General features: G+C 58.4%; 13 protein-coding genes. 3 read left to right on the top strand and 10 right to left on the bottom strand.

Translation table 11 applies throughout. The annotated features are described in order from the left end of the window. Positions 1-3 precede the first annotated feature (3 nt). The 10 genes from ACF8GF_RS14615 to rpmH all read right to left on the bottom strand — a co-directional run bounded on the left by ACF8GF_RS14615 (position 4) and on the right by rpmH (position 9359). Positions 4-411: a F0F1 ATP synthase subunit I gene (locus ACF8GF_RS14615; protein ID WP_010955890.1), complete on the bottom strand. Its 408-nt coding sequence runs from the start codon at positions 409-411 to the stop codon at positions 4-6. A 149-nt stretch (positions 412-560) separates the two neighbouring features. Then, positions 561-1433 (bottom strand): ParB/RepB/Spo0J family partition protein, encoded by an 873-nt coding sequence (locus ACF8GF_RS14620; RefSeq protein WP_003253185.1) that lies wholly within the window; start codon positions 1431-1433, stop codon positions 561-563. Positions 1434-1442: 9 nt separating this feature from the next. Further along, the gene (locus ACF8GF_RS14625) at positions 1443-2234 is read right to left on the bottom strand and encodes a ParA family protein (protein WP_003253182.1); all 792 of its coding nucleotides are present in this window, start codon (positions 2232-2234) and stop codon (positions 1443-1445) included. An 18-nt stretch (positions 2235-2252) separates the two neighbouring features. Continuing rightward, the gene (gene rsmG / locus ACF8GF_RS14630) at positions 2253-2903 is read right to left on the bottom strand and encodes a 16S rRNA (guanine(527)-N(7))-methyltransferase RsmG (protein WP_176682958.1); all 651 of its coding nucleotides are present in this window, start codon (positions 2901-2903) and stop codon (positions 2253-2255) included. Then, positions 2900-4792: a tRNA uridine-5-carboxymethylaminomethyl(34) synthesis enzyme MnmG gene (gene mnmG / locus ACF8GF_RS14635; RefSeq protein WP_176682959.1), complete on the bottom strand. Its 1893-nt coding sequence runs from the start codon at positions 4790-4792 to the stop codon at positions 2900-2902. The genes rsmG and mnmG overlap by 4 nt, the downstream gene beginning before the upstream one ends. A 633-nt stretch (positions 4793-5425) precedes the next feature. Further along, a complete protein-coding gene (gene mnmE / locus ACF8GF_RS14640) occupies positions 5426-6796 on the bottom strand; it encodes a tRNA uridine-5-carboxymethylaminomethyl(34) synthesis GTPase MnmE (protein ID WP_176682961.1) in 1371 nt (456 codons plus the stop codon). Positions 6797-6883: 87 nt separating this feature from the next. After that, positions 6884-8566: a membrane protein insertase YidC gene (gene yidC / locus ACF8GF_RS14645; RefSeq protein ID WP_176682962.1), complete on the bottom strand. Its 1683-nt coding sequence runs from the start codon at positions 8564-8566 to the stop codon at positions 6884-6886. Positions 8567-8568: 2 nt separating this feature from the next. Further along, positions 8569-8814 (bottom strand): membrane protein insertion efficiency factor YidD, encoded by a 246-nt coding sequence (yidD, locus tag ACF8GF_RS14650; RefSeq protein ID WP_003253169.1) that lies wholly within the window; start codon positions 8812-8814, stop codon positions 8569-8571. Further along, complete coding sequence (rnpA, locus tag ACF8GF_RS14655; protein ID WP_003253166.1) at positions 8807-9211, bottom strand: ribonuclease P protein component; 405 nt, start codon at positions 9209-9211, stop codon at positions 8807-8809. Before rnpA ends, yidD begins: the two co-directional genes overlap by 8 nt. Before the next feature lie 13 nt (positions 9212-9224). Further along, positions 9225-9359, bottom strand: a complete 135-nt coding sequence (gene rpmH, locus ACF8GF_RS14660) for a 50S ribosomal protein L34 (RefSeq protein ID WP_003253163.1) — start codon at positions 9357-9359, stop codon at positions 9225-9227. Between the two features lie 593 nt (positions 9360-9952). On the opposite strand from rpmH, the gene dnaA reads away from it, so the two are divergent. Genes dnaA through recF form a run of 3 tightly spaced genes read left to right on the top strand, consistent with a single transcriptional unit; the run spans position 9953 to position 13733 of the window. Beyond that, the gene (dnaA, locus tag ACF8GF_RS14665) at positions 9953-11470 is read left to right on the top strand and encodes a chromosomal replication initiator protein DnaA (protein ID WP_392461463.1); all 1518 of its coding nucleotides are present in this window, start codon (positions 9953-9955) and stop codon (positions 11468-11470) included. A gap of 40 nt (positions 11471-11510) precedes the next feature. Next, a complete protein-coding gene (dnaN, locus tag ACF8GF_RS14670; RefSeq protein ID WP_021785316.1) occupies positions 11511-12614 on the top strand; it encodes a DNA polymerase III subunit beta in 1104 nt (367 codons plus the stop codon). Positions 12615-12629: 15 nt separating this feature from the next. Beyond that, positions 12630-13733, top strand: a complete 1104-nt coding sequence (recF, locus tag ACF8GF_RS14675) for a DNA replication/repair protein RecF (RefSeq protein ID WP_176682964.1) — start codon at positions 12630-12632, stop codon at positions 13731-13733. Position 13734: the final 1 nt, after the last annotated feature.

Below are 13734 nucleotides of genomic sequence, written 5' to 3' on the forward strand. Positions count from 1 at the left end.
GCCCTAAGGTCTCGAAAGTCTTTTATTCATCAGCAGGGGCGCGAACCAGCTGACCAAAAGGGTCAACACGAAGACGCCGAATACTGCTAGCGGCGCCAGTGGCTTCACTCCTGCAAAGGTCAGTGCAAAAAGCACTGCCGTCAAAATCATCTTGCCTGCCTCGCCAGCGTAAAACGACTTGACGATAGCTTGTGCCGCCCGAGCCCCGCTGAAGCGAAAAGCCTTCCAGGCGAAATACACATTGGGCAGCCAGGCAATCAAACCTCCGCAAAGGCCTGAATATCCACTGACCGACCCTTTCCACTGCCACAACACCAAGGTTGCCAGCAGCAGTACGACAAATTGAGCCAGCAGTACCGGAAAAACCGCCCAGCGATGGAAAGGCAGGCGGTTTGGCGTGCGTATTTCCATCACAACTGCTCCTCGGAAGTCGACCAACAAGTCAGCTATGACTTGGCATAATTTGTGCCGACAAAATGCGCGCAGAGTATAGGGGTGGATTAACCCCTATTCAACTCTTCGGTAGTGATTTCCGACTTCACGCTACAACAGGAATTGTTTCAGCGGATGTGAGCGAGCACGCCTTGCAACTCGTCAAGCGAGTTGTAGCGAATAACCAACTGGCCTTTGCCCTTGTTGCCATGACGGATCTGCACGGCCGAGCCCAGGCGCTCTGCGAGCCGCTGTTCAAGGCGAGCGATATCCGGATCAGGTTTGCTCGGTTCGACCGGATCAGGCTTGTCGCTGAGCCACTGACGGACCAGTGCTTCGGTTTGGCGCACGGTGAGGCCACGTGCGACAACATGACGCGCCCCCTCCTCCTGACGATTTTCATCCAGGCCGAGCAATGCACGGGCATGCCCCATCTCCAGGTCACCGTGGGCGAGCATGGTCTTGATCGCATCGGGCAAGGTAATGAGGCGCAGCAGGTTGGCCACGGTCACCCGCGACTTGCCCACAGCGTCAGCCACCTGCTGCTGGGTAAGCTCGAATTCCTGTTGCAGGCGCTGCAGGGCCATGGCCTCTTCCAGTGGGTTGAGGTCTTCGCGCTGGATGTTCTCGATCAATGCCATGGCGATGGCGGCTTCGTCGGGCACTTCGCGGACCATGGCCGGGATCGTGTCCAGGCCGGCCTGCTGGGTAGCGCGCCAACGGCGCTCACCGGCGATGATCTCGTATCGGTTGTCGCCAATCGGGCGCACCACGATCGGTTGCATCACACCATGGTTGCGAATCGAGTGCGCAAGCTCTTCCAGCGCCTCCGGGTCCATGTCCCGGCGAGGCTGATACTTGCCACGCTGGACCAGCTCGACCGGCAGGTGTTGCAGTTCTTTCTGGTCGATCTTCACAGCCTGCTCTTCGAGCGCGCTGACGGAAGGACCACTGAGCAGTGCATCCAACCCACGTCCGAGACCCCGTTTCTTGACGGCCATACGGATTCCTTAAGTTGTTTGTGCAGTGCGTGATGGACGGCGTTGACGGCGTACCAGTTCCCCTGCCAGGGCCAGGTAAGCCAGCGCGCCCCGCGATTGCTTGTCGTAAGCAAGGGCTGGCATGCCGAAGCTGGGGGCCTCGGCCAAGCGAATGTTGCGCGGAATGACCGTGTCGTACAGCTGAGGGCCAAAGTGCTCCTTCAACTGCGCCGAAACATCGTTGTTCAGGCTCAGACGCGGATCGTACATGGTCCGCAGCAGGCCCTCGATCTTCAACTCCGGGTTCAACCGGGCGGCGATGCGCTTGATGTTATCCACAAGGTCGCTGAGACCTTCCAGCGCGTAGTACTCACACTGCATGGGGATAATTACGCCATCGGAAGCGACCAGCGCATTGAGCGTGAGCATCGACAGCGACGGTGGGCAGTCGATGAGGATGTAGTCGTAGTTATCGCGGATGGGCGCCAGCGCGTTGCGCAGACGGCTCTCCTTGACCTGCATTTCCAGCAGCACCACCTCAGCGGCGGTCAGGTCACGGTTGGCCGGCAGCAACTGGAAGCCTCCGTGCTCGGAGTAGTGCATAGCCTGGGCCAAGTCGCACTCCCCGATCAGCAGGTCGTAGACCGAGTGCTCGAGCTCGTGCTTGTCCACACCGCTGCCCATGGTGGCGTTGCCCTGCGGATCGAGGTCGATCAGCAGGACACGACGCTTGGTCGCAGCCAGCGAGGCGGCGAGATTGATACAGGTGGTTGTCTTGCCCACACCACCTTTCTGGTTCGCGATTGCGAATACCTTAGCCATTGTTGCGAGTGTTCCCAGTCATGCCTTGCGGCGCAGTATCAGCAGATGGCGCTGGCCCTGGCAACCCGGAACGGTCAGGGCCTGTTCGCTTTCCACTGTGAAGTCTGCGGGCAATGCTACCAGTTCATCGGCAGGATGCAGCCCCTTCATTGCAAGCCATTGCGTCCCGGTGTCGCCCAAGTGGCGGGTCCAATTGGTGAAGTTCTCCATGCTGCTGAAGGCGCGGGAGATGATTCCGTCGAACGGTTGTGGCGGCTGGAAGGCCTCGACCCGGCTGTGGATAACCGTGAGGTTGTCCAGCTTGAGTTCCATTTTCACCTGTGTCAGGAAACGGGTCTTCTTGCCATTGGCGTCCAGCACGGTCACCCGCTTGTGCGGATGCAAAATTGCCAACGGGATCCCCGGCATGCCTCCACCGCTGCCGACGTCCAGCCAACTGTCACGTTCGCTGTGGATAAACGACATGACACTGAGGCTATCCAGGAGATGGCGTGAAACCATCTCGTCCGGGTCGCGCACGGCAGTCAGGTTGTACGCTTTGTTCCATTTGATCAGCAGGGCCAGGTAGCCGAGCAGCTTTTCGTGATGCTCGGCGCTCAGCTCGACTCCGAGTTTGCGCGCACCTGTGGACAACTCTTCAGCGTGTTGCGGGGTGACCAGGGAACTCAAGCGCTTTGCTCCAATTCGCGGCCAGCGCCGCGTTTTTTCAAGTGTATCAACAACAGGGAAATCGCCGCCGGGGTCACGCCAGGGATGCGCGAAGCCTGCCCCAAGGTTTCCGGACGGGTCTGGCCCAGCTTGCCCTGGATCTCCTTGGACAGGCCGGAGATCGTCGAGTAGTCGATATCCACAGGCAGGCGGGTGTCTTCGCTGGCACGCAGTCGGGCGATTTCATCCTGCTGGCGGTCGATGTAACCCGCGTATTTGGTGCGGATCTCGACCTGCTCGGCGACCTGCTGGTCGATCGCTTCACCACCGGTCGCCTCAATCAGGCCGGCGTAATCGATTTCCGGCCGCGCCAGCAGGTTGAGCAGGCTGTATTCGTGGCTAAGCGGTGTACCAAACTTATCCACAATCGCTTGGCCTTGCTCAGTGTTCGGGCGCACCCAGGTCGATTTCAGGCGCTGTTCCTCACGCTCGATACCGTCGCGCTTGGCACAGAACGCGGCCCAGCGCTGGTCATCGATCAGGCCCAGTTCACGGCCCTTTTCGGTCAGGCGCAGGTCGGCGTTGTCTTCGCGCAGGATCAGGCGGTACTCGGCGCGCGAAGTGAACATGCGGTACGGCTCCTGAGTACCCAGGGTAATCAAGTCGTCGACCAGCACACCGATGTAGGCTTCATCGCGGCGCGGGCACCAGCTGTCGCGACCTTGCGCACGCAGTGCAGCGTTGGTCCCGGCCAGCAGGCCTTGGGCACCGGCTTCTTCGTATCCGGTGGTGCCGTTGATCTGCCCGGCGAAGAACAGACCGCCGATGACTTTGGTCTCGAGGCTGTACTTGAGGTCACGGGGATCGAAGTAGTCGTACTCGATGGCATACCCGGGGCGCACGATGTGGGCGTTTTCCATGCCGCGGATCGAACGGACCAGCTCCAGTTGCACGTCGAACGGCAGCGAAGTGGAAATACCGTTGGGATACAGCTCATGGGTGTTCAAGCCTTCCGGCTCAATGAACACCTGGTGGCTTTCCTTGTCGGCGAAGCGGTGGATCTTGTCTTCGATCGACGGACAGTAACGCGGGCCGACACCTTCGATCACGCCCGAGTACATCGGTGAACGGTCGAGGTTCGAGGCAATGATCTCGTGGGTGCGCGCATTGGTGTGGGTAATCCAGCAGCTCACCTGACGCGGGTGCATTTCAGCATTGCCCATGAACGACATCACCGGGATCGGCGTATCGCCCGGCTGTTCGGTCATTACCGAGAAATCCACAGAGCGGCCGTCAATGCGTGGCGGGGTACCGGTTTTCAGACGGCCGACGCGCAGCGGCAGTTCACGCATGCGGTGGGCCAGGGCAATCGAAGGTGGATCACCGGCGCGACCACCGGAATGGTTTTGCAGACCAATGTGGATAAGGCCGCCGAGGAAGGTACCGGTAGTCAGTACCACCGATTCGGCAAAGAAACGCAGGCCCATCTGGGTCACCACGCCTTTGACCTGGTCCTGCTCGACGATCAGGTCGTCGCAGGACTGCTGGAATATCCACAGGTTTGGCTGGTTTTCCAGGATTTCACGCACCACTGCCTTGTAGATGGCGCGGTCGGCTTGTGCACGGGTGGCACGTACGGCCGGGCCCTTGCGGTTGTTCAGAACGCGGAACTGGATGCCGCTCTTGTCGGTGGCCAGCGCCATGGCGCCGCCGAGCGCATCGATCTCTTTGACCAGATGGCTTTTGCCAATACCGCCGATGGCGGGGTTGCAGCTCATGTGACCGAGGGTTTCCACGTTATGGGTCAGCAGCAGGGTTTTCACACCCATGCGTGCAGACGCAAGCGCAGCCTCGGTACCGGCATGGCCGCCGCCGATGACGATCACGTCAAAACGGGAAGGGAAATCCACCACGCACCTCGTGCCTGTTTTTGCGAATAGAGAAGGTAAGCGGACAAGTATAGGGACTTCACCCCCTGTAAAGAAACCGTCTGAGCAAATTTTGACCAGTCTGTGGATGAGTGGCAAACAACAGAAATCAGAGAGAAGAAATTTAAAAAGCTTTGTTTTTATGTTTATTCTTATGCACAACGATATCTGTGGATAAAGTCTCCTATCCCACGAATGACGCTATGTAGAGAGAAATTAAACCCTGTGTCTGGAGTGGCATGAGGGCTATGGATAACGCCATTTAGCCTGTGGATTAAATGCCTGTTTACCCACAGGCGGTTTTTTCCTCAGAAAAAAAGCCCGCTTATCAACTGAGCTGAAGGCGACTTTTCCACAGGGCTCCTGAGCACAGTTTTCAAGCCGGGCATGAAAAATTCATCGCGCTGGCGGGCAGACATGATCAGGTTGAAGCGGTCGAGCCCGCGAAAGGATGGGTACATCCGCAGAGATCTGGTGCTTGTAAGGGCTTCTTCGCGGGCCCGCCCGCTCACATGGGTGCTTGGGTCATCGGCCTGCATTCAGCTTCTGCAACGAATTTCAGGCAAAAAAAAGCCGCTCCCTAAGGAGCGGCGCTTGACCTTGCCAGGCTGTGGATTACTTGCCGATGCAGAAGCTGGAGAAAATCCGCCCAAGCAGGTCATCCGAGCTGAATGCTCCTGTGATTTCCCCCAGCGCATGCTGTGCCTGGCGTAAGTCCTCAGCCAGAAGCTCTCCTGCGCCCGCCAAGGTCAATTGTGCACGGCCGTGCTCCAGGTGCTCGCTGGCCTGGCGCAAGGCATCCAGATGGCGCCGGCGGGCGCTGAATCCACTCTCTGCAGTCTGTTCGTAACCCATACAGCCCTTCAGATGCTCACGGAGCAGTTGCAGCCCTGTGTCGTCGCCCTTGGCGCTGAGGGTAATGGTCACGTGGCCGTCATCGCACTGTTCCAGCGCTACCCGCTCACCACTCAGGTCGGCCTTGTTGCGAATCAGCGTGACTTTGGCCGGATCCGGCCGCTGAGCGAGAAACTCAGGCCAGAGAGCGAACGGATCGCTGGCCTCGGGCGCAGTGGAGTCGACCACGAGCAGAACGCGGTCTGCCTCGCCAATTGCCTTCAGGGCACGTTCCACACCGATCTTTTCCACATGGTCATCGGTATCGCGCAAGCCGGCAGTATCGACAACGTGCAGCGGCATGCCGTCGATGTGGATATGTTCGCGCAGGATATCCCGCGTGGTACCGGCGATGTCCGTGACAATGGCTGCTTCCCGTCCGGCCAGCTGGTTCAGCAAGCTTGATTTACCGGCATTCGGCCGGCCGGCAATGACTACCGTCATGCCGTCGCGCAGCAAGGCGCCTTGCCCGGCCTCGCGCTGCACAGTGGATAACTCGCTGCGCACGGCATCAAGCATCGACAGCACGTGGCCATCGGCAAGGAAGTCGATCTCTTCCTCAGGAAAGTCGATCGCCGCCTCGACGTAAATACGCAGGGCAATCAACGCCTCGGTGAGGCTGTGCACACGCCTGGAGAATTCCCCTTGCAGCGAGCGCAGGGCGTTGCGCGCTGCCTGGCTGGAACTCGCCTCGATCAGGTCGGCGATGGCTTCGGCCTGAGCCAGGTCGAGCTTGTCGTTGAGGAAAGCGCGCTCGCTGAATTCGCCCGGGCGGGCCAGACGACAGCCGACTTGTACACAGCGCTGCAGCAGCATGTCCAGCACCACAGGACCGCCGTGACCCTGCAGTTCAAGCACGTCCTCGCCAGTGAACGAATTAGGCCCAGGAAAGAACAACGCAATCCCTTCGTCCAGCACCAGCCCGTCATCGTCGCGGAATGGGCCGTAATGGGCATGCCGCGGGGTCAGGGTGCGGCCGGTGATCAACAGGCCGGCCTTGGCAGCCAGAGGGCCGGACAACCTGACAATACCCACACCACCACGGCCCTGGGCCGTGGCGATGGCGGCGATGGTTTCACGCACAGTGTTCATGCTCGAAAGCCTCTACGACAAAACGACAGATAGCAAAAACGCCCCACTAGGGGGCGTTTTTTATTCACAGGCTAGCGTATTAGCCCGTCAAGCAGCAGCTTTTTTGGTAGCTGCTTCGATACGGCGAGTGATGTACCACTGCTGTGAAATCGACAGGCAGTTGTTCACAACCCAGTACAGCACCAGACCGGCAGGGAACCACAGGAAGAAGAAGGTGAAGATGATTGGCATCATTTTCATCACCTTGGCCTGCATCGGATCCGGCGGTGTCGGGTTCAGGCGCTGCTGGATGAACATGGTGGCGCCCATGATGATCGGCAGGATGAAGAACGGATCCTTGATCGACAGGTCGGTAATCCACAGTATCCATGGGGCCTGGCGCATTTCCACGCTTTCCAGCAATACCCAGTACAGGGCCAGGAATACCGGCATTTGCACCAGGATCGGCAGGCAGCCGCCCAGCGGGTTGATCTTCTCTTTCTTGTAAAGCTCCATCATCGCCTGGGACATCTTCTGGCGATCGTCACCGAAGCGTTCCTTGAGTGCGGCGAGCTTAGGTGCAACGGCACGCATACGGGCCATCGAGCGGTAGCTGGCAGCCGACAGCGGGAAGAACAGGCCTTTGATCAACATGGTCAGCACGATGATCGACCAGCCCCAGTTACCCAGCAGGCTGTGGATATGTTGCAGCAGCCAGAAGATCGGCTGGGCGATAAACCACAGGAAGCCGTAGTCGACGGTCAATTCCAGGCCTGGGGACAACTCTTTCAGCTTGGACTGGATCTTCGGGCCAGCGTACAGCATGGCGCTGGTTTCGACCTTGCCGCCAGCCGGTACGCTGATAACTGGGCCGGTGTAGCCGATGATGTAGTTGCCTTGGCTATCCTTGCGGGTCTGGACAACGTTGTTGTCCGACTTGGCTGGAATCCAGGCGGTCACGAAGTAGTGCTGCAGCCAGGCAACCCAGCCGCCGGACACATTTTCTTTCAAACTACCTTTGTCGATGTCCTTCATCGAGACCTTTTTGTAAGGCTCGGAAGCTGTCCACAGGGCGGCACCCAGGTAGGTAGCGGTACCGGTGGCAGTACTGGAGGACGGATCGCCGCTGGCATCACGCTTGAGCTGGGCAAACATGTTGCCGCTCCACGCCTGGCTGCTCTGGTTGTCGATCAGATAGCTGACATTCAGGTCGTACTCACCGCGCTTGAAGCTGAAACGCTTGATGTAGTTGACGCCGTTGTCACTGAACTTCAGATCTACCACCAGTTGTTCCTGGCCGTCGGCCAGCTGGTAGCTCTTCTGTTCGGCAGCATACAGGGGACGGCCGCTGGCGCGGGCATCCGGACCGTCGGTGCCGGTCAGACCGCTTTGTGCCAGGTAAACACGCTCACCACCGTTGTCGAACAACTGGAATGGAATGTTCGGGTGGTCTTGACGGCGTGGGTACTTCGGCAGGTTCAGCTGGACGATGTCACCACCGACCGGATCGATAGCCAGTTCCAGAACGTCGGTCTTGACTCGGATCAGGTCCTTGCTGAGTGCGACCGGTGCCAGTTCGGCAGGGCTCGATTCGGCGTTGGCGCTCGGTACATCGGCGCTGGCACCGTTGTTACCGGCCGGCACGCCATCGGGCAAGCCCGGAGCAACAGTGCTGGCAGCAGTATTCTGAGTCGGCAGGGCAGCCTGGCCGTAGTCATCGTTCCACTTCAGGACCATGACGTAGGACACGACTGCCAGCGCGGCGATCAGGATCGTGCGTTTAATATCCATGATTACTCGGCTATCGAAGAAGTTCGGGAGGAAGGAGCGGGTGGAACGGGGTCGAAACCGCCGTCATTCCACGGATGACAACGCCCCAGGCGACGAACGGCCAGCCACCCACCACGCCAGATGCCATGGTTTTCGATGGCTTCATACGCGTAACAGGAGCAACTGGGGAAAAACCGACAGTGATTGGCCATCAGAGGACTAATGGCGTAACGGTAAAACTGGATCGGAACGAGTGCCAGTTTACGCATCTTGGCTGTCTACCCCTGCGGAATTGGCGGTGACTGCTGGTGTCGGCCGGCTGCGTGCCAGGCGTTTCCAGAGCTTGCCAAAGTGTTGGTGCAATTCCGGGTTTTCTATCTCACCCAATCCCTTGCGCGCGACGATCACGATGTCCAGGCCAGCAAGCAATTGCTGGTTCAGACGAAAGGAATCGCGCATCAAGCGCTTGAGGCGGTTGCGTTGAACGGCGAGCTTGACACTCTTCTTGCCGATTACCAAGCCAAGGCGTGGGTGATCGAGGCCGTTCTCGCGAGCAAGGATCAGCAGGTTTTTCCCTGGAACCTTGCCGGTTGGGGAGTCGAAGACCGCTTTGAAGTGTCGGGGTGTAAGCAGTCGCTTTTCCCGACTGAAGTCCTGACTCACCACCTGTGCCGAAAAATCAAATGGCCAGACGCTTACGGCCTTTGGCACGACGACGCGACAGAACAGCACGGCCGTTCTTGGTAGCCATACGGGCACGGAAACCGTGGGTGCGGGCGCGCTTGATGGTGCTTGGTTGGAAAGTACGTTTCATGGCGTGTTACCTGGTTTGTCGACGACGGGCCGGGATGGCCCCCTTTTTAAGAGACCGGCGATTCTAGAGAAAGCAAGCCCATAGGTCAATTTCCAACCAGTCATTCCATATAGAGCTGTGATGGACGGTGCCTCCTGGTTCGTGCCAAAGGGTGCTTGATCGGACACACGAATCGGGGACAACATGAAAAAAAAGAAGAGAGATATAAAAAGCTTTTCTGAAGAACTTATAAATCTTAGGTGGATAACCTTCTGTGGATAACAATCGCTAGGCCATGATTTACGTGATGTACAGAGTTTTACAACTTTGTTCTGAACCGGTGCTGCGACTGTTCCCATCGTGGGCGAAAGCTGTGGATGAAAATGCAGTTTATCCACAGTGAAGTTATCAACAGGCTGGTACCCAGGGTTGTGCATAGACCTCATGGGCCGTTATCCACAGGTCTTATTCACAGAGGCAGAAAGCCGTTTTGGTCGATAAATGGCTGTTTTGTCATGGTTCCTAACGTGTCCACATGTGGATAACTGAACGCTCGACCGGTACAATGGCGGTTTGTTTTTGCCTCATCCGGCTTTCAAACTCAGGGGATATCCGTGTCAGTGGAACTTTGGCAGCAGTGCGTGGAGCTTCTGCGCGATGAACTGCCTGCCCAGCAATTCAACACCTGGATCCGTCCGCTACAGGTCGAAGCCGAAGGCGACGAGTTGCGCGTCTATGCGCCTAACCGTTTCGTTCTCGATTGGGTCAATGAAAAGTACCTGGGTCGCTTGCTCGAGCTGTTGGGGGAGAACGGTAGCGGCATTGCACCTGCCCTTTCCTTATTAATAGGTAGCCGCCGCAGCTCGGCCCCAAGGGCTGCGCCCAACGCTCCGGTCAGCGCTGCCGTTGCGGCTTCGCTGGCGCAGACCCAGGCACACAAGGCGGCCCCGGCAGCAGCGGTTGAACCCGTTGCCGTGGCCGCGGCCGAGCCTGTACTGGTCGAGACGTCTTCGCGTGACAGCTTTGATGCCATGGCAGAGCCCGCTGCGCCGCCGCCCAGTGGTGGTCGGGCTGAACAGCGCACCGTGCAGGTTGAAGGTGCGCTCAAGCACACCAGTTACCTGAACCGGACCTTTACCTTTGACACTTTCGTCGAAGGCAAGTCGAACCAGCTCGCCCGCGCGGCTGCCTGGCAGGTTGCGGACAATCCCAAGCATGGCTACAACCCACTGTTCCTTTACGGCGGCGTGGGTTTGGGTAAAACCCACCTTATGCATGCTGTGGGTAACCATCTGCTGAAGAAGAACCCGAACGCCAAGGTGGTGTACCTGCATTCGGAGCGTTTCGTCGCGGACATGGTCAAAGCGTTGCAGCTCAATGCCATCAACGAATTCAAGCGCTTCTACCGCTCGGTGGACGCGTTGTTGATCGACGATATCCAGTTTTTCGCTCGCAAAGAGCGCTCGCAGGAAGAGTTTTTCCACACCTTCAACGCCTTGCTTGAGGGTGGCCAGCAGGTAATTCTTACCTCTGACCGCTATCCCAAGGAAATCGAAGGCCTGGAAGAGCGTCTGAAGTCGCGCTTTGGTTGGGGGCTGACGGTGGCTGTCGAGCCGCCAGAGCTGGAGACCCGCGTAGCAATCCTGATGAAGAAGGCCGACCAGGCCAAAGTCGAGCTCCCGCATGACGCAGCCTTTTTCATCGCTCAGCGCATCCGATCCAACGTCCGTGAGCTGGAAGGTGCACTGAAGCGGGTTATCGCTCACTCGCACTTCATGGGGCGTGACATCACCATCGAGCTGATTCGTGAATCGCTCAAGGATCTGTTGGCGCTGCAAGACAAACTGGTCAGTGTGGATAACATTCAGCGTACCGTCGCTGAGTACTACAAGATCAAGATCTCCGATCTGTTGTCCAAGCGTCGTTCGCGTTCTGTCGCGCGCCCGCGTCAGGTAGCCATGGCCCTGTCCAAGGAGTTGACCAACCACAGTCTGCCGGAAATCGGCGACATGTTCGGTGGTCGCGACCATACGACCGTGCTGCACGCCTGCCGCAAAATCAATGAACTGAAGGAATCCGACGCGGACATCCGCGAGGACTACAAGAACCTGCTGCGGACGCTGACGACCTGATGGCCGTCTGCGCAGCTAATTGAAGGCAAGGGACTAGACCATGCATTTCACCATTCAACGCGAAGCCCTGTTGAAACCCCTGCAACTGGTCGCCGGTGTCGTCGAGCGCCGTCAGACCTTGCCGGTCCTGTCCAACGTATTGCTGGTCGTACAAGGCCAGCAACTGTCGTTGACCGGTACCGACCTGGAAGTCGAACTCGTAGGCCGCGTGCAACTGGATGAGCCGGCCGAGCCTGGCGAAATCACTGTTCCGGCGCGCAAGCTGATGGACATCTGCAAAAGCCTGCCTAACGACGCCCTGATCGATATCAAGGTCGATGAGCAGAAATTGTTGGTAAAGGCCGGCCGCAGCCGCTTCACCCTGTCGACCCTGCCTGCCAACGACTTCCCGACTGTGGAAGAAGGCCCGGGTTCGCTGACCTGCAATCTGGAGCAGAGTAAGCTGCGCCGCCTGATCGAGCGAACCAGCTTCGCCATGGCCCAGCAGGATGTGCGCTACTACCTTAACGGCATGCTGCTTGAGGTTTCCCGCAACACGTTGCGCGCCGTATCCACTGACGGTCACCGCTTGGCGCTTTGCTCGATGAGCGCGCCGATCGAGCAGGAGGATCGACACCAGGTCATCGTGCCGCGTAAAGGTATCCTGGAGTTGGCGCGCCTGCTGACAGACCCAGAAGGCATGGTCAGCATCGTGCTGGGTCAGCATCACATTCGCGCCACTACTGGCGAGTTCACCTTTACCTCCAAGCTGGTGGACGGCAAATTCCCGGACTACGAGCGCGTACTGCCCAAAGGCGGTGACAAGCTGGTTGTCGGAGACCGCCAGGCGCTGCGTGAAGCCTTCAGCCGTACTGCGATTCTCTCCAACGAGAAGTACCGTGGTATTCGCCTGCAACTGGCTGCCGGACAACTGAAGATCCAGGCTAATAACCCCGAGCAGGAAGAAGCTGAAGAAGAAATCAGCGTGGACTACGAAGGTAGCTCGCTGGAAATTGGTTTCAACGTCAGCTACTTGCTGGACGTGCTGGGCGTGATGACTACTGAGCAAGTTCGTCTGATCCTGTCCGACTCAAACAGCAGTGCGCTGCTGCAGGAAGCTGGCAATGACGATTCTTCCTACGTTGTCATGCCGATGCGCCTGTAACCTGTAGCAGGCGAAATGTCCCTTCGACGTATCATGGTCACCGCGGTGCGCAACTTGCACCCGGTGACACTCTTACCCTCCCCCCGCATCAACATCCTTTACGGCTCCAACGGCAGCGGCAAGACCAGCGTGCTCGAAGCCGTGCATTTGCTCGGCCTGGCCCGTTCATTTCGCAGCACCCGCCTGAATCCGGTTATTCAGTACGAACAATCTGCCTGTACGGTGTTCGGCGAGGTGCAGCTGACGGAGGGGGGCACGAGCAACCTGGGTGTGTCCCGTGAGCGACAAGGGGAGTTCACTATCCGCATCGATGGGCAGAATGCGCGCAGCGCCGCGCAATTGGCTGAGTTACTGCCGCTGCAGCTCATCAACCCAGACAGCTTCCGGCTGCTTGAAGGTGCCCCCAAAATACGCCGCCAGTTTCTGGATTGGGGGGTGTTCCACGTGGAACCTCGTTTTCTGCCAGCCTGGCAACGCCTTCAGAAGGCGCTGCGGCAGCGGAACTCATGGTTGCGTCATGGTACACTTGACCCAGCTTCGCAAGCCGCCTGGGACCGGGAATTGTGCCTGGCTAGCGCGGAAATAGATGAATACCGTCGCAACTACATCAAGGCCTTGAAGCCCGTCTTCGAGCGAACCCTGAGCGAACTGGTCGAGCTGGACGGGTTGACCCTAAGCTACTACCGAGGCTGGGACAAGGACCGCGAACTGCAAGAAGTACTCGCCTCCTCTCTCCTTCGCGATCAGCAGATGGGCCATACCCAAGCCGGTCCGCAGCGTGCTGATCTGCGTTTGCGGTTGGCTGGCAACAACGCAGCCGACATCCTTTCGCGTGGTCAGCAAAAGTTGGTGGTGTGCGCATTGCGCATTGCCCAAGGCCATCTCGTTAGTCAGGCTCGCCGCGGTCACTGTATTTATCTCGTGGATGACTTGCCGTCCGAACTGGATGACCAGCATCGCCGCGCACTGTGCCGCTTGCTTGAAGAATTACGCTGCCAGGTGTTCATCACCTGTGTAGATCACGAATTACTGAGGGAAGGCTGGCAGACGGAAACGCCAGTTGCTTTGTTCCACGTGGAACAAGGCCGTATCACCCAGACCCACGACCATCGGGAGTGAA

Source organism: Pseudomonas sp. yb_5, from assembly GCF_043103865.1.
GTDB lineage: Bacteria > Pseudomonadota > Gammaproteobacteria > Pseudomonadales > Pseudomonadaceae > Aquipseudomonas > Aquipseudomonas putida_Y.